General features: G+C 70.5%; 22 protein-coding genes and 1 tRNA gene. 12 read left to right on the top strand and 11 right to left on the bottom strand.

Annotated features, from left to right (window positions below; translation table 11 throughout):
• Positions 1 to 5: 5 nt before the first annotated feature.
• The gene (locus ACS04_RS18650; protein WP_048477802.1) at positions 6 to 1,052 is read right to left on the bottom strand and encodes a lytic murein transglycosylase; all 1,047 of its coding nucleotides are present in this window, start codon (positions 1,050 to 1,052) and stop codon (positions 6 to 8) included.
• A gap of 164 nt (positions 1,053 to 1,216) precedes the next feature.
• Between ACS04_RS18650 and ACS04_RS18655 the strand changes: the two genes are divergently transcribed.
• Complete coding sequence (locus tag ACS04_RS18655) at positions 1,217 to 2,071, top strand: DUF4184 family protein (protein ID WP_048477787.1); 855 nt, start codon at positions 1,217 to 1,219, stop codon at positions 2,069 to 2,071.
• Positions 2,072 to 2,150: 79 nt separating this feature from the next.
• Here the strand turns inward: ACS04_RS18655 and polA are convergent, their stop codons facing one another.
• Positions 2,151 to 4,871 (bottom strand): DNA polymerase I, encoded by a 2,721-nt coding sequence (gene polA / locus ACS04_RS18660; RefSeq protein WP_048477788.1) that lies wholly within the window; start codon positions 4,869 to 4,871, stop codon positions 2,151 to 2,153.
• Between the two features lie 10 nt (positions 4,872 to 4,881).
• Positions 4,882 to 5,007 carry a hypothetical protein gene (locus ACS04_RS40050; RefSeq protein WP_280921010.1) on the bottom strand — a complete coding sequence of 42 codons (126 nt, stop codon included), beginning with the start codon at positions 5,005 to 5,007 and terminating at the stop codon, positions 4,882 to 4,884.
• Between ACS04_RS40050 and ACS04_RS18665 the strand changes: the two genes are divergently transcribed.
• The 8 genes from ACS04_RS18665 (at position 5,006) to ACS04_RS18700 (ending at position 14,744) form a co-directional block, all read left to right on the top strand.
• Complete coding sequence (locus ACS04_RS18665; protein ID WP_048477803.1) at positions 5,006 to 7,276, top strand: FdhF/YdeP family oxidoreductase; 2,271 nt, start codon at positions 5,006 to 5,008, stop codon at positions 7,274 to 7,276. The genes ACS04_RS40050 and ACS04_RS18665 overlap by 2 nt on opposite strands.
• Positions 7,277 to 7,334: 58 nt before the next feature.
• Complete coding sequence (locus ACS04_RS18670; RefSeq protein ID WP_048477789.1) at positions 7,335 to 7,808, top strand: PaaI family thioesterase; 474 nt, start codon at positions 7,335 to 7,337, stop codon at positions 7,806 to 7,808.
• A 365-nt stretch (positions 7,809 to 8,173) separates the two neighbouring features.
• Positions 8,174 to 8,425: a hypothetical protein gene (locus tag ACS04_RS39380; RefSeq protein ID WP_245236442.1), complete on the top strand. Its 252-nt coding sequence runs from the start codon at positions 8,174 to 8,176 to the stop codon at positions 8,423 to 8,425.
• A gap of 533 nt (positions 8,426 to 8,958) precedes the next feature.
• On the top strand, positions 8,959 to 10,194 hold the full coding sequence (locus ACS04_RS18680; protein WP_048477790.1) for a branched-chain amino acid ABC transporter substrate-binding protein: 1,236 nt from the start codon (positions 8,959 to 8,961) through the stop codon (positions 10,192 to 10,194).
• Between the two features lie 110 nt (positions 10,195 to 10,304).
• Entirely contained in the window at positions 10,305 to 11,237 is a 933-nt protein-coding gene (locus ACS04_RS18685) for a branched-chain amino acid ABC transporter permease (RefSeq protein ID WP_048477791.1), read from the top strand.
• A 5-nt stretch (positions 11,238 to 11,242) separates the two neighbouring features.
• Complete coding sequence (locus tag ACS04_RS18690; protein WP_048477792.1) at positions 11,243 to 12,973, top strand: branched-chain amino acid ABC transporter permease; 1,731 nt, start codon at positions 11,243 to 11,245, stop codon at positions 12,971 to 12,973.
• Positions 12,974 to 12,978: 5 nt separating this feature from the next.
• Positions 12,979 to 14,031 (top strand): ABC transporter ATP-binding protein, encoded by a 1,053-nt coding sequence (locus ACS04_RS18695; protein ID WP_048477805.1) that lies wholly within the window; start codon positions 12,979 to 12,981, stop codon positions 14,029 to 14,031.
• On the top strand, positions 14,028 to 14,744 hold the full coding sequence (locus ACS04_RS18700) for an ABC transporter ATP-binding protein (protein WP_048477793.1): 717 nt from the start codon (positions 14,028 to 14,030) through the stop codon (positions 14,742 to 14,744). Before ACS04_RS18695 ends, ACS04_RS18700 begins: the two co-directional genes overlap by 4 nt.
• Before the next feature lie 93 nt (positions 14,745 to 14,837).
• Here the strand turns inward: ACS04_RS18700 and ACS04_RS18705 are convergent, their stop codons facing one another.
• Entirely contained in the window at positions 14,838 to 15,488 is a 651-nt protein-coding gene (locus ACS04_RS18705; protein ID WP_030155829.1) for an ANTAR domain-containing response regulator, read from the bottom strand.
• 92 nt (positions 15,489 to 15,580) lie between these two features.
• Here ACS04_RS18705 and ACS04_RS18710 point away from each other — a divergent pair.
• Positions 15,581 to 15,664 (top strand) — tRNA-Leu (locus ACS04_RS18710).
• 86 nt (positions 15,665 to 15,750) lie between these two features.
• Positions 15,751 to 16,527 (top strand): hypothetical protein, encoded by a 777-nt coding sequence (locus ACS04_RS18715; protein ID WP_048477794.1) that lies wholly within the window; start codon positions 15,751 to 15,753, stop codon positions 16,525 to 16,527.
• Between the two features lie 62 nt (positions 16,528 to 16,589).
• Here ACS04_RS18715 and pyk read toward each other — a convergent pair whose 3' ends face one another.
• The 4 genes from pyk to ACS04_RS18735 all read right to left on the bottom strand — a co-directional run bounded on the left by pyk (position 16,590) and on the right by ACS04_RS18735 (position 20,811).
• A complete protein-coding gene (gene pyk, locus ACS04_RS18720; protein ID WP_048477795.1) occupies positions 16,590 to 18,017 on the bottom strand; it encodes a pyruvate kinase in 1,428 nt (475 codons plus the stop codon).
• 152 nt (positions 18,018 to 18,169) lie between these two features.
• Positions 18,170 to 18,697, bottom strand: coding sequence for a GNAT family N-acetyltransferase (locus tag ACS04_RS18725; RefSeq protein WP_048477796.1), 528 nt, complete (start codon positions 18,695 to 18,697; stop codon positions 18,170 to 18,172).
• Positions 18,694 to 19,392, bottom strand: coding sequence for an SIMPL domain-containing protein (locus ACS04_RS18730; protein WP_048477797.1), 699 nt, complete (start codon positions 19,390 to 19,392; stop codon positions 18,694 to 18,696). The genes ACS04_RS18725 and ACS04_RS18730 overlap by 4 nt, the downstream gene beginning before the upstream one ends.
• Positions 19,393 to 19,557: 165 nt before the next feature.
• Positions 19,558 to 20,811, bottom strand: coding sequence for a glycoside hydrolase family 16 protein (locus tag ACS04_RS18735; RefSeq protein ID WP_048477806.1), 1,254 nt, complete (start codon positions 20,809 to 20,811; stop codon positions 19,558 to 19,560).
• A 178-nt stretch (positions 20,812 to 20,989) separates the two neighbouring features.
• Here ACS04_RS18735 and ACS04_RS18740 point away from each other — a divergent pair, with 178 nt between their 5' ends.
• Entirely contained in the window at positions 20,990 to 22,789 is a 1,800-nt protein-coding gene (locus tag ACS04_RS18740) for a bifunctional metallophosphatase/5'-nucleotidase (RefSeq protein ID WP_048477798.1), read from the top strand.
• Between the two features lie 93 nt (positions 22,790 to 22,882).
• Here the strand turns inward: ACS04_RS18740 and ACS04_RS18745 are convergent, their stop codons facing one another.
• The 3 genes from ACS04_RS18745 to ACS04_RS18755 all read right to left on the bottom strand — a co-directional run.
• Entirely contained in the window at positions 22,883 to 24,046 is a 1,164-nt protein-coding gene (locus ACS04_RS18745) for an ALF repeat-containing protein (RefSeq protein ID WP_158977330.1), read from the bottom strand.
• Positions 24,047 to 24,202: 156 nt separating this feature from the next.
• Positions 24,203 to 25,612: a lysine N(6)-hydroxylase/L-ornithine N(5)-oxygenase family protein gene (locus ACS04_RS18750; RefSeq protein ID WP_048477800.1), complete on the bottom strand. Its 1,410-nt coding sequence runs from the start codon at positions 25,610 to 25,612 to the stop codon at positions 24,203 to 24,205.
• On the bottom strand, positions 25,609 to 26,834 hold a 1,226-nt coding region (locus ACS04_RS18755), incomplete at its 5' end, for a pyridoxal phosphate-dependent decarboxylase family protein (RefSeq protein ID WP_048477801.1). The genes ACS04_RS18750 and ACS04_RS18755, both read right to left, overlap by 4 nt.

Genomic DNA, 26,834 nt, shown 5'->3' on the forward strand with positions numbered 1-26,834 from the left:
GGTGATCACGACGGCCGGAGGGCAGCCGAGGACGTCGCCCATGGTCCGCCAGGGCGGCAGGCTGTCGCCGAAGAGGTCGGCGTGGGCTTCGGATCCGGCGTCGGGGTGGGCGTGGGCACCGGGGTCGGCTTCGGCGTGGGGCTCGGGCTCGGCTTCGGCGCGGGGGCCGGCGTCGGTGTCTGCTTCGAGGGTGCCGGGGGCCGGCCCGCGCCCGCGTTCGGGACCTCGTGCGCGCCCTGGAGGTAGTACGTGAACCAGGACCGCACCGTGCGCAGGTACTGCGCGGACTGGTTGTACGAGAGGACGGCGCGGTCCAGGTCGGCGGGTACGCGCAGGTCGCGGGTGCCCGCGCAGAGGTAGTGGCCGGCCGCCAGCGAAGCGTCGTACACGTTGTGCGGGTTGCGGCGGCCGTCGCCGTCCGCGTCCTGGCCCCAGGTCGCCCACGTGGACGGGATGAACTGCATCGGGCCGACCGCCCGGTCGTGGACCGCGTCGCCGTCGTAGCGTCCGCCGTCCGTGTCGCGGATGTCCGCGAACCCGTTGCCGTCGAGCACGGGGCCCAGGATCGGCCGCAGGGTGGTGCCGGCGGCGTCCACCCGGCCGCCCCGCGCCTGCCCGGACTCGACCTTGCCGATCGCCGCGAGGAGTTGCCAGCGCAGTCCGCAGCCGGGGTCGGTCTGCCCCACCTTCCGCTCGGCCAGCCGGTACGCCGCCAGGACCGTCGCGGGGATTCCCTGCGCGCCTTCCCCGCCGCCCATGGCGAGCGGTTCGTTGTGGGCGGCCACCGCCTCGGCGGCCGGCCGGGACGGCGGTGCGGCGGCCGGGGCCTCCTGCGCCGGCCCGCCTGCCGGGGGCGGGAGTTGCGTGAGGAAGTCGGAGTCTGCGGCGGACTGCTCCGGCGGTGCGGGCCGCGCGGCCGCTTCGCCGGTGTCCGCCGCGGATATCCGTTCCCGCGAGGGGGCCTGGGACGCCGTGAGCGCCGCGGCCACCAGTGCGCAGATCAGGGCGGCGGCCCCTGTCTTGCGCAGCCCGCTTGCGATGCCTGCCGACATGAGCCGGGTCCCCTCCCCCTCGACGTCGGCGTGACCTTACGTCAACTCCCTTCAAGCTGCACCGATCGGAGCCCGGATTTCACGACTTCCCCACCTGCCGGGCAGCTCACGCATACTGTCCGGACCGTTCGGGGCGCATTGGCCCGAAGTAAGGAAGAGGTGTCATGCCGTTCACCCTCAGCCACGCGGCGGCCGTCCTGCCGGCCGTGCGCCGGACCGGCCGCGCCCGCGGACCCCTGATCGCGTCGGCGTTGGTCCTCAGCTCGTTCGCACCCGACACGTTCTACTTCGCGGACGCCGTCGTCTCGGGCGCCTGGACGTACGGCGCGTTCGCGCACTCGCTGCCCGGGGTGTTCACCGCGGACGCCGTGCTGACCGCCGCGCTCGCGGCGTGCTGGCTGCTGCTGCGCGAACCGCTGGTCGCGCTCCTGCCGCGCCGCCGCCAGGGCCGGGTGTACGCCTTCGTACGGGGAGAGGCCTGGCGCGGCCGCGGCCCGGCGCGGGTCGCGGCGTGGTTCTACCTCTCGGCGGTCGCCGGCTCCCTCACGCACGTGGTCTGGGACAGCTTCACGCACCCGCACCGGTGGGGGACGGACGCGCTGCCCGTACTCGGCGAACCGTTCGCGCACGGGCTGCCCCTCTACACCTACGTGCAGTACGGGACATCGGCGCTCGCCGCCTGCGTCCTGCTCCGGTTCACGGTGACCGCCGTGCGCCGCCTGCCCGACCGTGCCGCTCCCGCCGCCGTGCCCGCGCTCGGGCGGGCCGAACTGCTGGGCGCGGTCGCGCTGGTCACGGTGTGCGTGGCCGTCGGGGTGACGATGCGCGTGCTGCGCTTCCTCACCTTCTACGACCGGATCCGCACCCCGCTCGACATCGTGCCGACCGTCTGCTTCGGCGCGGGCGGGGGACTCGCCGTGGGCCTGCTGCTGTACGGGGTCCTCGTACGGCTCCTCGCGCGCCGGCGCGAGCCGTCCCGTACGGACGAGGACGCGCGAACGCCCGCCCCCACCGCCTGAGCGGTCTGCGGGGACGGGCGTCCGGCGGAAGAACTCCCGGGGCTCCGGGGCCCTGAGGACCCTCGGGGCCCTGGGGACCTCAGTGCGCCGCAGACTCCCAGTCGGCGCCCACGCCCACCGACACGTCCAGCGGGGCGCGGAGTTCGACGGCGGCGGCCATCTCGCGGCGCACCAGCTCCTCGACCTTCTTGCGCTCGCCCGGGGCGATCTCCAGGACGATTTCGTCGTGGACCTGGAGCAGCATCCGCGACTTCAGCCCGGCCTCGGTGATCGCCTTGTCCACGCGCAGCATCGCGACCTTGACGATGTCGGCCGCGGTGCCCTGGATCGGGGCGTTCAGCGCCATCCGCTCGGCCGACTCGCGGCGCATGCGGTTGTCGCTGTTGAGGTCGGGCAGGTAGCGGCGGCGGCCGAAGACCGTCGCGGTGTACCCGGTGGCCCGGGCCTCCTCGACCACGCGGTGCAGGTAGTCGCGGACCCCGCCGAACCGCTCGAAGTACGTCTCCATCAGGCCCCGCGCCTCGGCCGGGTCGATGTTCAGCTGCTGGGAGAGGCCGAAGGCCGACAGCCCGTACGCCAGGCCGTAGGACATGGCCTTGATCTTGCGGCGCATCTCGGCGTCGACCCGGTCGCGCTCGACGGAGAACACCTGGGAGGCGACGGTGGTGTGCAGGTCCTCGCCGGAGGTGAACGCCTCCAGCAGGCCCTCGTCCTCGGAGAGGTGCGCCATGACGCGCAGCTCGATCTGGCTGTAGTCGGCGGTCATGAGGGATTCGAAGCCCTCGCCGACGACGAACCCGCGGCGGATGGCGCGGCCCTCGTCGGTGCGCACCGGCACGTTCTGCAGGTTGGGGTCGGTGGAGGACAGGCGGCCGGTCGCGGCGACGGTCTGGCTGAAGCTGGTGTGCACCCGGCCGTCGGCGCCGATCGTCTTGACGAGGCCCTCGACGGTGACGCGCAGCTTGGCCTGCTCCCGGTGGCGGAGCATGATCACCGGGAGTTCGTGGTCGGTCTGCGTGGCCAGCCAGGCCAGCGCGTCCGCGTCCGTGGTGTAGCCGGTCTTGGTCTTCTTCGTCTTCGGCAGGTCCAGCTCGCCGAAGAACACCTCCTGGAGCTGCTTGGGCGAGCCGAGGTTGAACTCGTGCCCGACCGCCGCGTGCGCCTCCTTCACCGCCTGCTGCACGGCTCCGGCGAACTGCTGCTCCATGGCCTCCAGGTGGTCGCGGTCGGCGGCGATGCCCGCCCGCTCCATCCGGGCCAGCAGCTCCGAGGTGGGCAGCTCCATGTCGTGGAGCAGCTCCGTGGCGCCGACCTCCTCCAGCTTGCCGGTGAAGGCCTCGCCGAGGTCCAGGACGGCGCGGGCCTGCGCCATCAGGGCCTCCGCCTCGGCGGTCTCGTCGGCTCCGAAGGCCAGCTGGCCGTCGGCGGCGGCGGGCTGGAGCTCACGGTGCAGGTACTCGTTGGACAGCACGTCCAGCGCGAAGGAGCGCCGGCCCGGCTTGACCAGGTAGGCGGCGAGCGCGGTGTCCATGGTGACGCCGGCCAGGCTCCAGCCGTGCTCGGGGAAGACCCGCATCAGGCCCTTGGCGTTGTGCACCACCTTGGGGCGCGCCGGGTCGGCGGCCCAGGCCGCGAAGGCCCGCTCGTCGGCCTCGTCCAGCACGGACGGCTCGAACCAGGCGGCGGCCCCGCCGGCCGCGGCCAGGGCGATCTCGCTGACGTTCCCCTGGCCCAGCGCCCAGCTGTCCACGGTGGAGACGCCCAGCGGACCGCCCGCGTGGGCCGCCAGCCACGGCGCCAGCTCGCCCGTCCCGATCACGGTCGCGTCCAGCTCCACGCCGGCGGCCGGAACCGGGGCCTCCTCCTGCGCGGCGCCCGGGTCCACGGCGAGCAGCCGCTCGCGCAGCGAGGCGTTGCGGATCTCCAGTACGTCCAGCACGCCGGTGACGGCGGAGCGGTCGTACGGCAGGCGCTCCAGGTCGCCCGCGGCCTTGGGCAGCTCGACGTCCTTGACCATCTCGGTCAGGACCCGGTTGAGCTTCACGGCCTCCAGGTGGTCCCGGAAGTTCTGCCCGGCCTTGCCCTTGACCTCCTCGGCCCGCTCGACGAGCTCCGCGAACGACCCGAACTGGGTGATCCACTTGGCGGCCGTCTTCTCGCCGACGCCCGGGATGCCCGGCAGGTTGTCCGACGGGTCGCCGCGCAGCGCCGCGAAGTCCGGGTACTGCTGCGGGGTGAGACCGTACTTCTCCTCGACCTTCTCCGGGGTGAACCGGGTCAGCTCGGAGACGCCCTTGGTCGGGTACAGCACGGTGGTGTGCTCGGAGACGAGCTGGAAGGAGTCACGGTCGCCGGTGACGATCAGGACCTCGAAGCCGAGGGCCTCCGCCTGCGTCGCCAGCGTGGCGATCACGTCGTCGGCCTCGAAGCCGTCGACGGCGAACCGCGGCACGTTCATCGCGTCCAGGAGCTCGCCGATCAGCTCGACCTGCCCCCTGAACTCGTCGGGGGTCTTGGAGCGGTTCGCCTTGTACTCGGGGAACTCCGTCGAGCGCCACGTCTTGCGCGAGACGTCGAAGGCCACCGCGAAATGCGTGGGCGCCTCGTCGCGCAGCGTGTTCGCCAGCATCGACGCGAAGCCGTAGATGGCGTTCGTCGGCTGCCCGGTCGCCGTCGTGAAGTTCTCCGCGGGCAGCGCGAAGAACGCCCGGTACGCCAGGGAGTGCCCGTCCATGAGCATCAGGCGGGGGCGGTCCGCTGCGGTCGGCTGGTCGGTCTTCTTCGATGCGTTCTCTGCCACGCCCCCGATCCTAGGCGGCCCCGCCGACAATTCCGGCGTCGGCGATGTCGGCCGGGCGTGACAGGATCGGACGCGTACGCGAAGTGTGCGCGGCGGCCGCCGCCGCGATGCTCGACTGCTCGAAGGGGAGCGACATGGCCACCAAGCCGCCCGCAGGTGATCCCGTCCAGGACGCGCCGCAGGTCGCGCCCCCCCGGCACGCCGCCGCGGGCCTGCCCGCCATCGGGCACACCCTGCGGATCGCGCAGCAGCAGATGGGCCTCGCCCGTACCGCGCGCACCCTCCTCAAGGTCAACCAGAAGAACGGCTTCGACTGCCCGGGCTGCGCCTGGCCCGAGGGCGACAAGCGGCACACCGCCGAGTTCTGCGAGAACGGCGCCAAGGCCGTCGCCGAGGAGGCCACGCTGCGCCGGGTCACCCCGGACTTCTTCGCCGAGCACCCCCTGGCCGACCTCGCCGGCCGCTCCGGCTACTGGCTGGGCCAGCAGGGCCGCATCACCGAGCCCATGTACCTGCCCGAAGGCGCCGACCGCTACGAGGCCGTCCCGTGGGAGCGGGCCTTCGAGATCATCGCCGAGGAGCTGCGCGCCCTCGACTCCCCCGACGAGGCCCTCTTCTACACCTCGGGGCGCACCAGCAACGAGGCCGCGTTCCTCTTCCAGCTCTTCGCCCGCGAGTTCGGCACCAACAACCTGCCCGACTGCTCCAACATGTGCCACGAGTCCTCGGGCTCCGCGCTGAACGAGACGATCGGCATCGGCAAGGGCAGCGTCAACCTCGAAGACCTCCACCAAGCCGACCTGATCATCGTCGCCGGGCAGAACCCCGGCACCAACCACCCGCGCATGCTCTCCGCCCTGGAGCGGGCCAAGTCCGCCGGCGCGAAGATCATCTCGGTGAACCCGCTGCCCGAGGCCGGCATGGAGCGGTTCAAGAACCCCCAGACCCCGCTCGGCATGCTCAAGGGCACCGCCCTCAACGACCTCTTCCTCCAGATCCGCATCGGCGGCGACCAGGCCCTCTTCCGCCTCCTCAACAAGCTCGTCATCGAGACCGAGGGCGCCACCGACCAGGACTTCATCCGCGAGCACACCCACGGCTACGAGGAGCTCGCCGCCACCGCGAAGCGGGCCGACTGGCAGGAGACCCTCACCGCCACCGGCCTGACCCGCCCCGAGATCGAGCGGGCGCTGGCCATGATCCTGGCCTCGCAGCGCACCATCGTCTGCTGGGCCATGGGCCTCACCCAGCACAAGCACTCCGTCGCCACCATCCGCGAGGTCGTCAACCTCCTCCTGCTGCGCGGCAACATCGGCCGCCCCGGCGCCGGCGTCTGCCCCGTCCGCGGCCACTCCAACGTGCAGGGCGACCGCACCATGGGGATCTTCGAGCGCCCCGCGCCCGCCTTCCTCGACGCCCTCGACCGCGAATTCGGGATCACCTCGCCGCGCGGCCACGGCTACGACGTCGTCCGCTCCATCGAGGCGCTGCGCGACGGCAAGGCCAAGGTCCTCTTCGCCATGGGCGGCAATTTCGTCGGAGCCACCCCCGACACCGCCGTCACCGAGGCCGCGATCCGCCGCGCCTCCCTGACCGTCCACGTCTCCACCAAGCTCAACCGCTCCCACGCGGTCACCGGCCGGCGCGCCCTGATCCTGCCCACCCTGGGCCGCACCGACAAGGACGTACAGGCCTCCGGCAAGCAGTTCGTCACGGTCGAGGACTCGATGGGCATGGTCCATGCCTCCCGCGGCAACCTCGCCCCCGCCTCCCCGCGCCTGCTCTCCGAACCCGCGATCGTCGCCCGCATGGCCCGCGCCGTCCTCGGCGACCGGTCGAGGACCCCGTGGGAGGAGTTCGAGAAGGACTACGCGGCCATCCGCGACCGGATCTCGCGCGTCGTCCCCGGCTTCGAGGACTTCAACGCCCGCGCGGCCCGCCCCGAGGGCTTCCGCCTCCCGCACGGCCCGCGCGACGAGCGCCGCTTTCCCACCAAGACCGGCAAGGCCAACTTCACCGCCGCCCCCGTCGAGTACCCCGAGGTCCCCGAGGGCCGGCTGCTGCTGCAGACCCTGCGCAGCCACGACCAGTACAACACCACGATCTACGGGCTCGACGACCGCTACCGCGGGATCACCGGCGGCCGCCGCGTCGTCATGGTCCACCCCGAGGACGCGGCCGAGCTGGGGCTCGCGGACGGCTCGTACACCGACCTGGTCAGCGAGTGGAAGGACGGCGTCGAGCGGCGCGCGCCCGGCTTCCGCGTCGTGCACTACCCGACCGCCCGCGGCTGCGCGGCCGCCTACTACCCCGAGACCAACGTGCTGGTCCCGCTCGACTCCACCGCGGACACCAGCAACACCCCCGCCAGCAAGTCCGTCGTCGTGCGCTTCGAGCCGGCCTGATAGAACGACCTCAGGACAAGACGGTTAACGAGCGTTGACACAGATACGGAGCCTGCCCATGGGCCAGCAGCACACGGTGAAGTTCCCGCAGGAGGTCCTCGACGAGTACGCGGCCCTGGGCATCGACCTGCCCTCGCTGTTCTCGGCGGGCCACCTCGGCGAGCGGATGGACATCCGCATCCTGGAGGCCTCGGCCGAGCGGGTCGTCGCCACCATGCCCGTCGAGGGCAACACCCAGCCGTACGGACTGCTGCACGGCGGGGCCTCGGCCGTGCTCGCCGAGACCCTCGGCTCGGTCGGCGCCATGATGCACGGCGGCATCAAGAAGATCGCCGTCGGCGTGGACCTGAACTGCACCCACCACCGCGGCGTGCGCTCCGGCCTGGTCACCGGCGTCGCGAGCCCCGTGCACCGCGGCCGCTCCACCGCCACGTACGAGATCGTCATCAGCGACGAGCAGGAGCGGCGCGTGTGCACCGCCCGCCTGACCTGCCTGCTGCGCGACGCGGACCCGGCCTCCGCCGGGGCCTGACCGCCCGCGGGCCGGGCCCCGCGGGCTCGGCCCCGCAGGCACACCCCCACGAGCCCGGCCCCCGCAGGCCCGGATCCGCCCCGTACAAGGGGCCGGAGCCGGGCCTGCGGCGCGTACGAGCCCGGCAACCGCCCGGAATCCGCCAGTCCGCGCCCGGCCCCGTGACGACGGTTGTGTCACCGAAGGTGACGGCCTACCTTCCCTCCATGGGGACCCAGCCACGCACAGCGGCCCGCTGCGGTGGAGTCGCACTCCTGACGGCGCTCGCCCTGTCCGGATGCTCCACATCCACCCCACCCGCCCCGCGGACCACGCCAACGCCCGTTTCCAGCCCGTCCTCGCCCGCACAGATCTGCACAAGTCTGGTGTCCTACTGGGCCGAAGAAGCCCTCAAGGGCGGCAAGTGGGCCGGCCTCGACTGGGAGCAGAAGGGCATGTCCAACGACCAGTACAAGATCCACGAGGACGCCGTCGCGGCAGGCCGCGAAGAGCAGCGAACTGCCGGTCTGGACAAGGCACTTGAGCTCGTCGACCGGTTCGTTGCGCAGCGCTGCGCCGAACAGAACGGGGCAACCTGGAGCTCCGAGAACTGGCGGCCCCCGAGCCCGCCCGGATGACCGGAATCCCGCGTGCGCTGTCCGACTTCCGGTCGCCCGGCGACGCGGACCCGATCCGCAGGGTCGCGGGGGTTCGGCGCCCCGGACCAAGATCGATCCACCCGAAGTGGATCAAGGGGAAGAATTACCCTCAGTAATGCCGACGCCCCACAGAATCCCCTTTTTCCCCGGCGGAATGCCACCCGCCGGATTCTTTCGGGCACAGCCAGCGACAATCCGCCCCTTTTGATCAATGACAGGAGCATGAACCCCTCAAGCCCCTTAGGGGAACGGGGAATTCTCACCATGCGGACATTCCCCGAAGTGACCAAACGCCCGAGTTGTCCGTACTCCGGCCACACATTCTTGGCCTCGTCATAACAAGACAGTCACATCATCCTTTCCCTGCTCCCCGCACTCGCCACCTCGGCCTAGAGTCACGGCCAGTCACCGCGCCGCAGGGCGCAACCCAGCACGGCCGTGGACATCCCAGTGCGGCCCGGCGACCCAACGGCACCTCAGATGAGGGGGCCGCGCCAGGGAAAGGAAGAATCGTGCGACACCGTTCTTTGCTCGTCCTCACCACCGTGATCACCACGGGAGCACTGACCCTCACCGCTTGCGGTTCGCGCGACGAGGCGAAGGGCGGGGACAAGGCCGACGGCTCCAAGACCGTCGTCGTCATCGGCGTGGACGCCCCCCTCACCGGCTCGCTCTCCGCGCTCGGCCAGGGCATCAAGAACTCCGTCGACCTCGCGGCCAAGACGGCCAACAAGAACAACGAGGTCCCCGGGATCGAGTTCAAGGTCGAAGCCCTCGACGACCAGGCGGTCCCCGCCTCCGGCCAGGCCAACGCCACCAAGCTCGTCGGCAACAAGGACGTCGTCGGCGTCGTCGGCCCGCTGAACTCCGGCGTCGCGCAGCAGATGCAGGGCGTCTTCGCCTCCGCCAACCTCGCGCAGGTCTCCCCCGCCAACACCAACCCCGCGCTCAGCCAGGGCGACAACTGGGGCAAGGGCGAGTTCAAGCGCCCCTTCAAGACCTACTTCCGCACCGCCGCCACCGACGTGGTCCAGGGCAAGTTCGCCGCCCAGTACCTCTTCAAGGACGCCGGCAAGAAGAAGGTCTTCGTCGTCGACGACAAGCAGACCTACGGCGCCGGCCTCGCCGCGATCTTCTCCGACGAGTTCAAGAAGCTCGGCGGCGAGGTCGTCGGCACCGACCACGTCACCGTGAAGGAGACCGACTTCTCCTCCACCGCCGACAAGGTCAAGGCCTCCGGCGCCGACTCCGTCTACTTCGGCGGCCAGTACCCCGAGGGCGGCCTCCTCGCCGACCAGGTCAAGAAGGCCGGAGCGAACATCCCGCTCATGGGCGGCGACGGCATCCAGGACCCCGCCTTCATCACCGCCTCCGGCGAGGCCAACGAGGGCGACCTCTCCACCTCGATCGGCTACCCGGTCGAGAAGCTGCCCACCGCCAAGACCTTCATCGCCGACTACCAGGCCGGCGGCTACAAGGACCCGTACGCGGCCTACGGCGGCTACTCCTACGACGCCGGCTGGTCCGTCGTCCAGGCCGTCAAGGCCGTCGTCGCCGCCAACGGCGGCAAGCTCCCCACCGACGCCCGCGCCAAGGTCGTCGAGGCCCTCGGCAAGGTGTCCTTCGAAGGCGTGACCGGCAAGGTCGCCTTCGACGAGTACGGCGACACCACCAACAAGCAGCTCACGGTCTACAAGGTCGAGGGCGGCAAGTGGGTCGACGTCAAGAGCGACACGTTCAACCAGTAATCCCGTAGGACCCCGCTACACCAGCCTCACCTGAACCAAACCCACCGCGCGAGGGCGCAACAGCGCCCTCGCGCGGAGTCTTATCCGACACGCTCATCGGAGGCCCTGCGGTGCACGAACTGCCGCAACAGCTGGCCAACGGCCTTGCCCTCGGTGCCCTTTATGGCCTCATAGCCATCGGGTACACCATGGTCTACGGCATCGTCCAGCTCATCAACTTCGCCCACGGCGAGATCTTCATGATCGGCGGCTTCGGCGCGCTCACCGCCTACACCGCCCTCCCGACCGGCACCTCCCTGCTGATCGCGATCCCCGTCATGATCGTCGGAGGCGCACTCGCCTCCGTCGCCGTAGCCACCGCAGCCGAACGCTTCGCGTACCGTCCCCTGCGCAGCGCTCCCCGGCTCGCCCCCCTCATCACCGCAATCGGCCTCTCGATCGCGCTCCAGCAGCTCGTCTGGCAGTTCTACCCGGACGCCAAGAAGGCCGTCAGCTTCCCCGAGTTCAAGGGCGAAGCCTTCAAGATCACCGACAGCCTGTCCATCCAGCGCGCCGACCTCTTCGTCCTCATCCTCGCCCCCCTCTGCATGCTCGCCCTCGGCATCTTCGTCCAGAAGAGCCGCAGCGGCCGCGCCATGCAGGCCACCGCGCAGGACCCCGACACCGCGAAGCTGATGGGCATCAACACCGACCGCATCATCGTCATGGCCTTCGCCATCGGTGCCGCGTTCGCCGCCGTCGCCGCCGTCGCCTACGGCCTCGACAAGGGCCAGATCAACTTCGAGATGGGCTTCATCCTCGGCCTCAAGGCCTTCACCGCAGCCGTCCTCGGCGGCATCGGCAACATCTACGGAGCCATGGTCGGCGGCGTCGTCCTCGGCCTCGCCGAAGCCCTGTCGATCGCCTACATCGAAGACATCCCCGGCATGTCGCAGCTCGGCGGTGGAGCCTGGTCCAACGTCTGGGCGTTCGTACTCCTCATCGTCGTCCTCCTCGTGCGGCCACAAGGCCTGCTCGGTGAGCGCGTCGCGGATCGGGCGTGAGAACCATGACCAACGAAGCAACCCTCCCGCTCGAAGGCGAAGCCAGCGCCAGCGCCGGCCTCTCCCGCACCGCACTCCTCTACGGGATCATCGGCGGAAGCCTGCTGACCGTCGTCAGCGCCTTCCTCGCCTGGACCTGGACCGCCGAGTTCCCCGGTGACCTCACCTACTACGGCAGCCCGGCCCCCATCCAGTTCGTCAGCCTCGCCGGAGCCCTCCTCACCCTGCTCTACGCGCTTTCCGCGCTCGGCGTGAAGGGCCTCGGCTGGCTCGCCCCCACGGGCTCCCGCAAGGCCCTCCAGTTCCTGGCCTTCGGCAACTTCCTGGCCACCGGGTTCACGGTCGTCGCCATCACCGTCGTCCTCGGCGGGGTCGTCCACCTCGAACCCGGCGCCTACGTCGCCTTCATCGGCTCGCTCGCCCCGGCCCTGCTCTCGCTCAAGCTCACCGACGACAGCCACAAGGCGGCCCCCGCCAAGAAGCTGCCGTCCTGGGCCGAGATCCTGATCATCGCAGGCGTCTTCGCCGTCGGCCTCTTCGTCATCACCTACGGCATCGACACCGACGACAAGGAGCCGCAGCTCTTCGTCGCCTACATGATCACCGTCGGCGCCGCAGCGCTCGCCCTGCTCAAGTCCGGCCTCCTCGACCGGCTCGGCCTCATCACCGCCAAGCACCGCCAGGTCACCCTCATCGCCAGCGCGGCCGCCGCGATCACCTTCCCGTTCATCCAACAGAGCGGCGACACGTACACGCTCATCGCGGTGAACATCCTGATCTTCGCGACCGTCGCCCTCGGCCTCAACGTCGTCGTCGGCCTCGCCGGCCTCCTCGACCTCGGTTACGTCGCCTTCCTCGGCGTCGGCGCCTACGCCGCGGCCCTGGTCTCCGGAAGCACCGCCTCCGCCTTCGGCTTCCAGCTCCCCTTCTGGGCAGCGGTCATCGTCGGCGCCCTCGCCTCGCTCATCTTCGGCGTGGTCATCGGAGCCCCGACCCTGCGCCTGCGCGGCGACTACCTCGCCATCGTCACCCTCGGCTTCGGAGAAATCTTCCGCATCGCCATGGGCAACCTCGACGGCACCTCCGGCCCCGACATCACCAACGGCCCCAACGGCATCCCCAACATCCCCCACCTCGAACTCTTCGGGTGGAACTTCGGGGAGTCGCACAACGTCGGCGGCATCGTCCTCGGCGCCTACGCCAACTACTACTTCCTGATGCTGCTCGTGATGGCGCTCGTCATCCTGGTCTTCGCCCGCGCCGGCAACAGCCGCATCGGCCGCGCCTGGGTCGCCATCCGCGAGGACGAGACCGCCGCCGAAGCCATGGGCATCAACGGCTTCAAGGTCAAGCTCATCGCCTTCGCCCTCGGCGCCACCCTCGCCGGCCTCGCCGGCACCGTCCAGGCACACGTCAACAGCACGGTCGTCCCCGAGAACTACGTCTTCGCCGGGCCCGTCCCGCCGAACTCCGCGTTCCTCCTCGCCGCCGTCATCCTCGGCGGCATGGGCACCATCCGCGGCCCCATCCTCGGCGCCGCACTGCTCTTCCTGATCCCCGCGAAGCTGGCCTTCCTCCAGGACTACCAGCTCCTCGCGTTCGGCATCGCCCTCATCCTGCTCATGCGCTTCCGCCCCGAAGGCCTCATCGCCAACAAGCGCGCGCAGCTCGAGTACCACGACGACACCGCTGACCAGGCCCCCACGGACCTGGCCACCGCCAAGGCGGGTGCGTGAACACCATGACCACCACCACAGACACCACCACCACGGCGACGACCACCGTCCTCGAAGCCAGCGGCGTCACCATGCGCTTCGGCGGCCTCACCGCCGTCAAGGGCGTGGACCTCAAGGTCAACGCGGGCGAGATCGTCGGCCTCATCGGCCCCAACGGCGCCGGCAAGACCACCTTCTTCAACTGCCTCACCGGGCTGTACGTCCCCACCGAGGGCACCGTCAGCTACAAGGGCACGGTCCTGCCGCCCAAGCCCCACCTGGTCACCAGCGCCGGCATCGCCCGCACCTTCCAGAACATCCGGCTCTTCCACAACATGACCGTGCTGGAGAACGTCCTCGTCGGACGCCACACCCGCACCAAGGAAGGCCTCTGGTCCGCCCTCCTGCGCGGCCCCGGCTTCAAGAAGGCCGAAGCCGCCAGCGAGGCACGGGCGATGGAACTCCTGGAGTTCATCGGCCTGGAGAAGAAAGCCCAGCACCTCGCCAAGAACCTCCCCTACGGCGAGCAGCGCAAGCTGGAGATCGCCCGCGCCCTCGCCAGCGACCCCGGCCTCATCCTCCTGGACGAGCCCACCGCCGGCATGAACCCGCAGGAGACCCGCGCGGCCGAAGAACTCATCTTCGCCATCCGGGACATGGGCATCGCCGTACTCGTCATCGAGCACGACATGCGCTTCATCTTCAACCTCTGCGACCGCGTCGCCTGCCTCGTCCAGGGCGAGAAGCTCATCGAGGGCACCGCGGCCGAGGTCCAGGGCGACGAGCGCGTCATCGCCGCCTACCTCGGAGAGCCCTTCGAAGGCGACCCGGGCGCGGCCGAAGCCGCCGAGGTCGAAGCCGCCGAGCAGAACGCGGCGGCCGGCACCGAGACGGCCACCGAGGCACCGGCGGCAGCCGAGACCGACGCGGCAGCGGACGCCGAGCCGGACACCGACCCGGCAGCGGACGCCGAGCCGGCCCCGGCCCCGGCCGCCGAACCGGCACCGGCCACCGAACCGGCCGCCGGACCGGCCGCCGACTCGGACAGCACCACCAGCAAGGACGGAGAGGCCAAGTGACCGCACTGCTCGAGGTCAAGGACCTCAAGGTCGCCTACGGCAAGATCGAAGCCGTCAAGGGCATCTCCTTCGAGGTCAACGAGGGCGAGATCGTCTGCCTCGTCGGCACCAACGGCGCCGGCAAGACCACCACCCTGCGCACCCTCTCCGGCCTCCTCAAGCCCGTCGGCGGCACCGTCACCTTCGACGGCAAGCCGCTCGCACAAGTCCCCGCCCACAAGATCGTCTCCCTGGGTCTCGCCCACTCCCCCGAGGGACGCCACATCTTCCCCCGGCTGACGATCGCCGAGAACCTCCAGCTCGGCGCCTTCCTGCGCACCGACAAGGAGGGCATCGAAAAGGACGTCGAGCGCGCCTACGAGATGTTCCCCATCCTGGGCGAACGCCGGAAGCAGGCCGCCGGCACCCTCTCGGGCGGCGAGCAGCAGATGCTCGCCATGGGCCGGGCCCTCATGTCCCGCCCCAAGCTGCTCATGCTGGACGAGCCCTCCATGGGCCTCTCCCCCCTCATGATGCAGAAGATCATGGCGACCATCGCCGAACTCAAGGCCACCGGGACCACCATCCTGCTCGTCGAGCAGAACGCCCAGGCCGCCCTCTCGCTGGCCGACCAGGCCCACGTGATGGAGATCGGCAAGATCGTGCTCAGCGGCTCCGGCCAGGAGCTCCTGCACAACGAGGACGTCCGCAAGGCCTACCTCGGCGAGGACTGAGCTCCCCCGCACACGCGTGAGGCCCGCCACCGGGAACGGTGGCGGGCCTCACGCGTAGGTGCGTACGTCCGCACGGACGCACGGACGCGCGGACTACTTCGCGGCGTTCTTCTTCTCCTCGGCGTCCTCGATGACCGCCTCCGCGACCTGCTGCATCGACATGCGGCGGTCCATCGACGTCTTCTGGATCCACCGGAAGGCGGCCGGCTCGGTCAGCCCGTACTGCGTCTGCAGGATGCTCTTGGCCCGGTCGACGAGCTTGCGCGTCTCCAGCCGCAGCGAGAGGTCCGCGACCTCCTTCTCCAGCGCCTTCAGCTCCGCGAACCGCGACACCGCCATCTCGATGGCCGGTACGACGTCGCTCTTGCTGAACGGCTTCACCAGGTACGCCATGGCCCCGGCGTCCCGCGCCCGCTCCACGAGGTCGCGCTGCGAGAACGCGGTGAGCATCAGTACGGGGGCGATGGACTCCTCCGCGATCTTCTCGGCCGCGGAGATCCCGTCCAGGACGGGCATCTTCACGTCCAGGATGACCAGGTCGGGCCGGTGCTCACGGGCCAGCTCGACGGCCGTCTGGCCGTCCCCGGCCTCGCCGACGACGGAGTAGCCCTCTTCTTCGAGCATCTCCTTGAGGTCGAGACGGATGAGCGCCTCGTCCTCGGCGATGACGACGCGCGTCGTCAGCGGCGGAACGTGCGACTGGTCGGCGTCGGGCGTGGGCGTCGACTCGTGCTCGGCGGTCACGATGGCTCCTCGTTGCGGGGCGGTGCTGCTTGGATGAGCCTACCTAGCTGCAGTGCGCGCCGGTCACCCGGTACACTCCGACCAGCAACATTGCCGGGTTGGCGCAACTGGCTGACGCGGAGGTCTCAAACACCTCTGTCCGAAAGGACGTGTGGGTTCGAATCCCATACCCGGCACTTGTCCGAAAAGCGGACGTTCACCTTCGCGTGAACGTTCGCTTTTTTGCTACGCACGGCCATGAGCGGTGACACACAGTTGACTCATGGAGTTCCACAGCTTCGAAATACGACAAGCCGCCCTCTCCCTCCTGCGTGGCGGAACCAAGAACGCCGACGTGGCCCGACAGCTGAACGTACCCCTCGGCACAGTCGGCTACTGGAAGCACAAGGACCGGGCCAAGCGTGGAGAGTGTCCGGGCCGACGCGCGCGCGACTGCGCTCGGTGTGACGGTGTGCCTCTGGACCGTCTTGCCTACGCGTACCTTCTGGGCCTTTATTTGGGCGACGGCCACATCAGCCGCTACTCCGGGCACCGAACCTGGAGCCTCATGATCACCCTGGACGACCACTGGCCCGGCATCCAGGACGAAGCGGAGGCGGCGCTCAAGGCGGTGTTCCCCCGCCATTCGACCTGCAGGGTCCGCGTGAAGGGGGCCCACAACATCAAGGTCTACTCGACCCACCTGCCCTGCATGTTCCCGCAGCATGGCCCGGGCAGGAAGCACGAGCGGCTCATAGCCCTCGCACCCTGGCAGCAGGAGATCGTGGAGCAGCACCCCTGGGAGTTCGTCCGAGGATTGATCCACTCGGATGGATGCCGGCTGACGAACTGGACCGTGCGCAACGGCAAGCGGTACGAGTACCCCCGCTACTGGTTCACCAACGTCTCCGACGACATCCGGGGGTTGTTCACGGACACGCTCGACCGGCTCGGGGTCGTGTGGACGAACTGCACACGGCACGGGAAGCCGTACAACGTCTCCGTCGCCCGCAAGGCCTCCGTCGCGCTCATGGACGCCCACATCGGGCCGAAGTACTAGGCGGGCCGCGCGAGGCCGTGGCCGCGTCGGGCGGCGCCCGACGCGGGGGGACTGCCTGCGGGTCAGCGGACCGGGTCGCCGATGTGGTGGACGCGGACCAGGTTGGTGGAGCCGGTGACTCCGGGGGGCGAGCCGGCGGTGATGACGACGATGTCGCCGGGTACGCAGCGGCCGATGCGCAGGAGTTCTTCCTCGACCTGGGCGACCATGGCGTCGGTGGAGTCGACGTGGGGGCCGAGGAAGGTTTCTACGCCCCAGGTGAGGTTGAGCTGGGAGCGGGTGGCGGGGTCGGGGGTGAAGGCGAGGAGGGGGATGGGTGAGCGGTAGCGGGAGAGGCGGCGGACGGTGTCGCCGCTCTGGGTGAAGGCGACGAGGAACTTGGCGCCGAGGAAGTCGCCCATCTCGGCGGCTGCGCGGGCGACGGCTCCGCCTTGGGTGCGGGGCTTGCTGCGTTCGGTGAGCGGGGGGAGGCCCTTGGCGAGGATGTCCTCTTCGGCGGCTTCGACGATGCGGGACATCGTCTTCACGGTTTCGATGGGGTATTTGCCGACGCTGGTCTCGCCGGAGAGCATGACGGCGTCGGTGCCGTCGATGATGGCGTTGGCCACGTCGGAGGCTTCGGCGCGGGTGGGCCGGGAGTTGTCGATCATCGAGTCGAGCATCTGGGTCGCGACGATGACGGGCTTGGCGTTGCGCTTGGCCAGTTTGACGGCGCGCTTTTGGACGATGGGGACCTGTTCGAGGGGCATTTCGACGCCGAGGTCGCCGCGGGCGACCATGATGCCGTCGAAGGCGGCGACGATGTCGTCGATGTTCTCGACGGCTTGCGGCTTTTCGATTTTCGCGATGACGGGGAGGCGGCGGCCTTCCTCGTCCATGATGCGGTGGACGTCCGCGATGTCGCGGCCGCTGCGGACGAAGGAGAGGGCGATGACGTCGGCGCCGGTGCGCAGGGCCCAGCGGAGGTCGTCGATGTCCTTCTCGGAGAGGGCGGGGACGGAGACGGCGACGCCGGGGAGGTTGAGTCCCTTGTGGTCGGAGACCATGCCGCCTTCGATGACGAGGGTCTGGACGCGGGGGCCGTCGACGGCGGTGACTTCGAGGGTGACGCGGCCGTCGTCGACGAGGATGCGTTCGCCGGTGGTGACGTCGGTGGCGAGGCCCTTGTAGGTGGTTCCGCAGGTGTGGCGGTCGCCTTCGAGGTCTTCGACGGTGATGGTGAATTCGTCGCCGCGTTCAAGGAGTACGGGGCCTTCGGCGAATCGGCCGAGGCGGATCTTCGGGCCTTGAAGGTCTGCGAGGACGCCGACGCTGCGGCCGGTTTCGTCGGAGGCTTTGCGTACGCGCTGGTAGCGCTCCTCGTGTTCGGCGTAGGTGCCGTGGCTGAGGTTGAGGCGGGCGATGTCCATTCCGGCTTCGACCAGGGCTTTGATCTGGTCGTATGAGTCGGTGGCGGGGCCCAGGGTACATACGATTTTTGCTCGGCGCATGGGGCGAGCGTATGCCCCTACCAGGCAGTAGGAAATTGGTTCCGGGTGTCCACTCAACAACCTTTGGGCGAAAGGTTGTTGACAATTGTTGAATGTGCATGGGGGTGCTCTGATGAGCACCCCCGGGGGGTGGCCGGTGCACGTTTTTTCGGTCAGTTCGCGGGGGTGAGCGGGCGCTCGTGGCGGATGCCGGGGCGGCCGTCGAGGGTCATGCCCTCCACCCGGGTGAATCCGTTGCGCCGGAGCACGGTGAGGGAGCCGGGGTTGTCGAGGGTGGTGACGGCGGTGAGCCGGGTGAGCCCGTACGTGTGCTGCGCAATGCGGCAGATTTCGGCGACCGCGGCGGTGGCCAGGCCGCGGCCGGCGGCGCTTTCGCCGATGCGATAGCCGAGTTCGGCGCCGGCGTCCTCGATGTCCACGAGGTTCACGCGGCCGGCCACCGCTCCCCCGCGGGTGACGAGGAGGTGGAAGCGGGACAGGCCGGTGTCCTGTTCGGCGAGCAGGGCGTGGTGGCGTGCGGCGAAGTCGGTGAAGTAGGCGTCGCCGCGGTCGGGGACGGTGCGGGCGAAGTAGGCGCGGTTGCGGCGTTCGAAGTCGAGGAGCGCGGGGGCGTGGTCGGCGCGCAGGGGTTCGAGGGTCCAGGCGCGGGCGCCTGCGGGGGCCGGGGCGGGGGTGGTCACAGCTGGGGCGGGGTCATGGTGAATCGGGCGTTCACCTGGGCGTACACGGTTTGGCGCTGGGGTTCGAGGTCGAGGGGCGGGGCGGTTTCCTCGGAGGCGCTGAAGGCCATGGTGCGCATGCCGCCGCCGGGGGCGGGCGGGTAGGCGGGGGCGTTTTCGGCGCCGAGGTCGGCCAGTTCGACGAGGGCGGCGAGTTGGGCTCCGAGGGCGCCGGCGTATTCGCGGGCGCGTTGGACGGCTTCGAGTACGGCTTGGCGGCGGGCTTCGCCGTGGGCGGGTGAGGTGGGGCGCAGGGCCCACCAGGGGCCGTCGACGCTGGTGAGTTCGAGGTCGGCGAGGCGGGTGGTGAGTTCGCCGAGGGCGGTGAAGTCGCTGAGTTCGGCGGTGATGTGGACGGTGCCGTGGTAGGCGCGGATGCGTTCGGCGCGGCCGTGGCGGGTGAGTTCGGGGTTGATGGAGAAGGCGCCGGTTTCGAGTTTCTCCACGGCGTCGCCGTAGCTCTTGACGAGGTCGAGGACGGTGTTGTTGCGGCGGGTGAGGTCTTCGAGTGCGGTGCGCCGGTCCGTGCCGCGAGCGGTGACGGTGATGCCGATGCGGGCGATTTCGGGGTCGACCTCGAGGCGGGCTTCGCCGCGTACGGCGACGCGGGGGACTTCGGGGGTTCCGTAGGGCTGGGGTGTGGAGTCCTGGGTCATGGTTTCACTGTCGCATTGTCGCCGGGGGTGTGGCCCGTGGATGTGTCCAGCGCGTCGCGGAGGGCGGCTCGGAGGTGGTGCCGAGTTTGCCCGGTGTGCGGGGAGACCTGCCCGGCGTGCGGGGAGACCTGCCCGGCGTGGCGGGCCGGGCAGGACTCGGGTCAGTTAAGGAAGGTTCCACTTCTGGTTGGGGCCGCCGCCGCAGGTCCATATCTGCAGGCGGGTCGCGTTGGCCGGGTTGTTGCCTGCGACGTCGAGGCATTTGTCGGCTTGCGGGTTGACGATGTCGCGGGCGGCGGGCAGGGCCCAGCGTTGTGCGGGGGTGCCGTTGCAGTCGTAGAGCTGGACGGGGGTGCCGTCGGCGGTGCCGCCGCTCGTCACGTCGAGGCATTTGCCGAGGGCTCGCAGGGTTCCGTCGGCGGCGAGGGTCCATTGCTGGGCGGGGGTGCCGTTGCAGTCGTAGAGCTGGACGGGGGTGCCGTTGGCGGGGTTCGCGCCGGCGACGTCGACGCATTTGCCGGCGAGGCCGGTGATGGGGCCGGTGCGGCCGGTTCCGGTGTCGGAGGTGGTGACCCGTACGTGGTCGACGACGAGCTGCTGGGGGAAGGTGGTGGAGCCGTCGGGGTCGCCGGGCCAGTAGCCGCCGACGGCGAGGTTGAGGATGAGGAAGAACGGCTTGTTGAAGGCCCAGGTGCGGCCGCCGAGGTCGGCGGGGGTGCGGCGCTGGTAGACGGCGCCGTCGACGGACCAGCTGATGGAGTCGGGGGCCCAGTCGACGGCGAAGGTGTGGAAGGCGTCGGCGAAGGCCTGGCCGCCGGGGAGGGTGTAGGCGGCACCGATGCCGCCGGATCCGGAGTATCCGGGTCCGTGGATCGTTCCGTGGATGGTGGAGGGTTCGAATCCGACGTTCTCCATGACGTCGATCTCGCCGGAGTTCGGCCAGCCGACCTGGCCGATGTCGTTGCCGAGCATCCAGAACGCGGGCCACATCCCCTGGCCGCGCGGGATCTTGAGCCTGGCTTCTACGTGTCCGTACGCCTGGGTGAAGCGGCCGGAGGTGTTGAGCCGGGCGGAGGTGTACTCGCATCGCCCGTACCAGCAGGTGTAGTTGGCGGGGTTCTCGCGGCGGGCGGTGATCACGAGGTGGCCCTGGCCGTCGAGGGCGGCGTTGCGGTTGCCCGCCGTGTAGTACTGCCGTTCGTGGTTGTTGACGTTGTCGCCGGTCTCGGTCTGCCATTTGGCGGGGTCGGCGGCCGCTCCGGCCGGTCCGTCGAATTCGTCGGAGAAGGTGGCCGCGGCGGCGGTCGCGGCGGCGGTGGTGGGGGGTTGCGCGGCGCCGGTGGGCGGGGCGGCGAGGCCGCTCCAGCAGAGCAGGGCGAGGGCGCCGAGTACGGTGCGACGGTGCCAGGTGGTTCGCATGAGCATGACATCACATCACTTCAGGTGGGGGCTATCACCTCAACTGCCTTAGTTCAATGCTTGATTGAAGGCTCATGCCGGTGCCGCGTCAAGACATCCGCACCGGCCGGGGGTGTTGCGCCTCGAACCCATCGGTCAGAATCTACGCGCGTTGTTCACGCCGATAAGGGGAGATGGCATGGCGTTCGACCGTAGGAAGTTCCTGGGCACCTCGGCCGCGACGGGGGCGGCCGTCGCGCTGACGGGGGCCGCGGGCACTCCGGCCGCGGCGGCCGAGGGGTCCGCGCAGGAGCGGCAGCACACGTACGCGTTCACGGTGATGGGTACGACCGATCTGCACGGAAACGTTTTCAACTGGGACTACTTCACCGACAAGGAGTTCGACGACAAGGCGCACAACGACGTCGGCCTCGCCAAGATCTCGACGCTCGTGGACCAGGTGCGCGCGCAGAAGGGGCGCCGCAACACCCTGCTGATCGACGCCGGTGACACGATCCAGGGCACGCAGCTGTCGTACTACTACGCGAAGGTGGACCCGATCACCGCGCGCCGCGGTCCGGTCCACCCGATGGCGCAGGCGATGAACGCGATCGGCTACGACGCCGCCGCGCTCGGCAACCACGAGTTCAACTACGGCATCCCGGTGCTGCGCAAGTTCGAGGAGCAGTGCGACTTCCCGCTCCTCGGCGCGAACGCGCTCGACGCGAAGACGCTGCGCCCCGCCTTCGCGCCGTACAGCATGCACCGGCTGCGCACCCCGCACGGGCGGGACGTGAAGGTGGCCGTGCTGGGGCTGACGAACCCGGGCATCGCCATCTGGGACAAGGCGAACGTCCAGGGCAAGATGACCTTCCCCGGGCTGGAGGAGCAGGCGGCGAAGTACGTGCCCAGGCTGCGCTCCATGGGTGCGGACGTGGTGATCGTGTCCGCGCACTCCGGTTCGAGCGGCACGTCCTCGTACGGTGACCAACTGCCGTACGTCGAGAACGCGGCGGGTCTGGTGGCGGAGCAGGTGCCGGGGATCGACGCGATCCTGGTCGGGCACGCGCACACGGAGATCCCCGAGTACCGGGTGAAGAACAAGGCGACCGGCAAGGACGTGGTCCTGTCGGAGCCGCTGAAGTGGGGACAGCGCCTGACGCTGTTCGACTTCGAGCTGACGTGGTCGAAGGGCTGCTGGTCGGTGGCGAAGGTCTCGGCCCGGGTGCTGAACTCCAACACGGTCGCCGAGGACCCGAAGATCACCCGGCTGCTGTCGGACGAGCACCGCAAGGTCGTGGCGTACGTCAACCAGGTGATCGGCACCTCGACGCAGGCGATGTCCTCGGCGGAGGGCCCGGTCAAGGACGTCGCGATCATCGACCTGATCAACCACGTGCAGGCGGAGACGGTGAAGGGGGCACTGGCCGGTACGGAGTGGGCGGCGCTGCCGGTGCTGTCGCAGGCCTCCTGCTTCTCCCGGACGGCGGCGATCCCCGCCGGGCAGGTGACGATCAAGGACGCGGCGGGGCTGTACCCGTTCGAGAACACCCTTGAGGCGCGGCTGCTGACGGGTGCGCAGCTGAAGGACTACCTGGAGTTCTCGGCGCGGTACTACGTGCAGACGGCCGCGGGCGCCCCGGTGGACCCGGCGAAGCTGACGAACGCCGAGAACATCCCGGACTACAACTACGACGCCGTGTACGGGCTGTCGTACGACATCGACGTGGCGCAGCCGGCCGGTTTGCGGATCTCCGGGCTGTCGTTCCAGGGCAAGCCGGTGGATCCGGCGGCGCGGTTCGTGCTGGCGGTGAACAACTACCGGGCGTCGGGCGGCGGGAACTTCCCGCACGTGCCGCAGGCCAAGCAGTTGTGGGCGAACTCGGAGGAGATCCGCAACACGATCATCCAGTGGGTGAAGGCGAAGGGCACGATCGACCCGGCGCAGTTCGCCTCGGTGGACTGGAAGCTGACCCGCGGCGGGGTCGCGGTGTTCTAGTCCGGCGGGTGGCCGGTCGGCGGTGTTCCGCGGCCGGCGGGGTGGCCGGTCGCGGTGTGCCGCGGCCGGCCACCCTTTGGGGTGCGGGTGCGGTCAGCCCTTCGCGCCGGCGCGGCGCATCCGGGCGGCGAGCATCAGTCCGGCTCCCGCGACGAGCGCGGTGCCCGCGCCGCCGGCGATCAGGGTGGTCTGGTCGCCCGCGCCCGTGGTGGCGAGGGGGGCGCCGGTGCGGCCCTGGGCGGTGGTGGCGGTGTTGCCGGTGGTGGCGCCGGTGCCGGAGCCCGCGGCGGAACCGTCGCCCTTGGCGTCGCCGCCCTTGCCGTCCTTGCCGGGGGTGGGCTTCTCCTTGTCCTTGGCGGCCTGGTCCTTGGCGCGGGCCTCGTGCTGGCCCGTCTTCAGGAACTCGGTGCGGTCCGCGGCGGTGCCCGCGAGCGCGGCGCGGCCCGCCTTGACGAGTTCCGGACCGCCCCCGTCGATGATCTTGGCGATGGCGACGCGGTTGTCCTGGTCGCGCAGCTCGTACTGGGTCACTTCCAGGAAGTGGCGCAGCTCGGCCGGGGTGGGCGATCCGTTCAGGAGCTTGCCGATCGCCTCGCTGAGGATCGGGCCGTCCCAGCTTTCGTCGATGCGGGCCAGTTCGACCCGGTCGTCCGAGGCCTGGGCGAGGAACCGGCCGGTCTTCAGGAACTGCGCGCGGTCGGCGGGGGTCCCCTTGAGTGCCTTCTTGCCGGCTTCCTTCACGGCCGGGCCGCCGGTGCCGATCAGTCGGGAGATCTCGACCTTGTTGTCGTCGTCGCGCAGCTCGTGCTGGGTGACGTCGTAGAAGTGGCGCAGCTTCTCGATGGTGTCGCCGGTGTCGAGGATCTTGTTGATGCCCTCCTTCAGGCCGGGTCCGGCGTTCTGGAGGAGGCGGAGGATCGCGATGCGGTAGTCGTCCATGCGGATCTTGTGCTGGTCGACTTCGATGAACTTCCGCATGGCCTGCGGGCCGTCGGCGATGGCCTTGCGGCCGGCTTCCTTCATGTACTCGCTGGCCATCGGGTCGGCGATGATCGCGAGGATGGTCTTGCGGTCCTCTTCGCCCTGGTCGGGCGCGGGCGCGGTGTGGTCGGGCACGGCCTGGTCGGGCGCGGTCGGCGCCGGCTGCTTGCCGGCGGCCGGCGCGTCGGAGCCGGCGGCGAACGCCGGTGAGGCCATGAGGACGGCCGGAGCAAGGGCAGCGGTGGTCACCACTGCGGCGATCCGGGAAAACTTCACAGACAAAACCCCCTGGAAACGTTTCTTCGACAGAAGAGACGTTCGGCCCGTCCCGATGGTTGTACCGGGAATGTTCCCGCCCCGGGTGCCGGCCTCGCGGCGTGCAGGGGCGGGGTGGGGGGTGTGCAGGGTCCGGTCGCCGGGCGCCGGGACGGTTCAGGGGTGGTCGACGAGGGGGCGGAGCTCGCCCGCCGGGCGGGGGCGGGTGTGCTCCGCCTGTTCGAGGCCGAAGGTGGTGAAGGCCGTGCGGGCGGGCTGCGGGTAGGGCTCCTTGCCGGTGAGGGTGTTCAGGATGGCGGCGCTGCGCCAGGCGGCGAGTCCGAGGTCGGGGGCTCCGACGCCGTGGCTGTGGCGTTCGCCGTTCTGGACGAAGATGCTGCCGGTGACGCTGGGGTCGAGGATCATGCGGTGGCGTTCGTCGATCCGGGGCCGGCCGGAGGAGTCCTTGCGCAGGTACGGGTCGAGGCCGGCGAGGAGGCCGGTGAGCGGGCGCTCGCGGTAGCCGGTGGCGAGGACGACCGCGTCGGTGGTGAGCCGGGAGCGGGTGCCCTGCTGGGCGTGGTCGAGGTGGAGTTCGACCTTGGTGGTGGCGACGCGGCCCGCGGTGCGGACGCTGACGCCGGGGGTCAGCACCGCGTCGGGCCAGCCGCCGTCGAGGGTGCGCCGGTAGAGCTCCTCGTGGATGGCGGCGATGGTGCCGGCGTCGATGCCCTTGTGGAGCTGCCACTGCGCGGGGACGAGCTGGTCGCGCACCGGTTCGGGCAGGGCGTGGAAGTAGCGGGTGTAGTCGGGCGTGAAGTGTTCCAGGCCCAGCTTCGAGTACTCCATGGGCGCGAAGGACGGCGTGCGGGCGAGCCAGGTGAGGCGTTCGCGGCCGGCGGGGCGGGAGCGGAGCAGGTCGAGGAAGATCTCGGCTCCGGACTGGCCGGAGCCGATCACCGTGACGTGTTCGGCGCCGAGGATGCGCCGGCGGTTGTCGAGGTAGTCGGCGGAGTGGATGACGGGGACGGTCGGGGCCTCGGCGAGGGGGCGCAGGGGTTCGGGGACGTAGGGGGCGGTGCCGATGCCGAGGGCGAGGCTGCGGGTGTAGGTGCGGCCGAGGGCCACGGCTTCGCCGTCGGTGTCGAGCTGGGTGTAGTCGACTTCGAAGAGGTCGCGTTCGGGGTTCCAGCGGACGGCGTCGACCTGGTGGCCGAAGTGGAGTCCGGGCAGGCGTCCGGCGACCCAGCGGCAGTAGGCGTCGTACTCGGCGCGCTGGATGTGGAACTGCTCGGCGAAGTAGAAGGGGAACAGACGTTCCTTGTGCCGGAGGTAGTTGAGGAAGGTCCAGGGGCTGGTGGGGTTGGCGAGGGTGACGAGGTCGGCGAGGAAGGGGACTTGGAGCGTGGTCCCGTCGATGAGCAGCCCCGGGTGCCAGCGGAAGTCGTGGCGCTGGTCGTAGAAGGCGGTGGCGAGTTCTCCGGCCCCTTGGTCCGGCAGGCCTTGGGCGAGGGCTGCGAGGGACAGGTTGAAGGGGCCGATGCCGATTCCGACGAGGTCGTGGGGTGCGTCGAGCTGGGCGGTCATCGGTGGCTGCTGCCTTCCAGGAGGGTGACGAGGGTGTCGAGGTCCCGTGGGGTGGTGTGGGGGTTGAGCAGGGTGGCCTTGAGCCAGAGGCGGCCGTCGGCGGTGGCGCGGCCGAGTACGGCGTGGCCCGCGTGCAGGAGGGTGCGGCGCAGGGCGGCGAGGCCGGTGTCGTCGGTGTGGGTGGGGCGGAAGAGGACGGTGCTGATGGTGGGGGGTGCGTGCAGTTCGAAGCGGGGGTGTGCGTCGAGGAGGCGGGCGAGGTACTGGGCGAGTTCGCAGGTGCGGTCGATGAGGTGGGCGAGGCCGTCGCGGCCCAGTGAGCGCAGGGTGACGGCGATCTTGAGGGCGTCGGGGCGGCGGGTGGTGCGCAGGGAGCGGCCGAGGAGGTCGGGCAGGCCCGCTTCGGTGTCGTCGGGGGCGTTGAGGTAGTCGGCCTGGTGGGCGAGGGGGGCCAGCAGGGCGGTGTCGGGGACGGCGAGCAGGCCTGCGGCCACGGGCTGCCAGCCGAGTTTGTGCAGGTCGACGGTGAGGGAGCGGGCGCGGGCCAGGCCTGCGAGGCGGGGGCGGTGGCGGGGGCTGAGGGCGAGGAGGCCGCCGTACGCGGCGTCGACGTGGAGGTCGGCGCCGTGGCGCTCGCACAGGTCGGCGATGGGTTCGAGCGGGTCGATGAGCCCGGCGTCGGTGGTGCCGGCGGTGGCGGTGACGAGGACCGGCCCGGTGGTGGCGGCGAGGGCTTCGGCGAGGCGGGCCGGGTCGAGGGTGCCGGCGGGGGTGGGCAGGGAGGTGGCGGCGGGCAGGCCGAGGAGCCAGGCGGCGCGGGGGACGGAGTGGTGGGCGTTGGCGCCGTGGAGGACGGTCAGGTGCGGCCCGTGGCGTTCGCGGGCGAGGAGCAGGGCGAGCTGGTTGGCTTCGGTGCCGCCGGTGGTGACGAGGGCGTCGGGGCGGGGGGTGTCGTAGAACTCGCCGGCGAGGGCCCGGGTGAGGAGGGCCTCGATCGCGGAGGCGGCGGGGGCCTGGTCCCAGGAGTCGAGGGAGGGGTTGAGGGCCGAGGCGGCGAGGTCGGCGGCGGCCGAGACGGCGAGGGGCGGGCCGTGCAGGTGGGCGGCGCACAGGGGGTCGGCGGGGTCGGCGGCTCCTGCGGCGAGGGTGTGGACGAGGGTCCGCAGCGCCTCTTGGTCGCCGTGCCCCTTCGCGGGGAGTACGTCACCCAGCGCGGCGGCGA

Origin of the sequence: Streptomyces roseus (assembly GCF_001044425.1) — a bacterium.
Taxonomy (GTDB): domain Bacteria; phylum Actinomycetota; class Actinomycetes; order Streptomycetales; family Streptomycetaceae; genus Streptomyces; species Streptomyces roseus.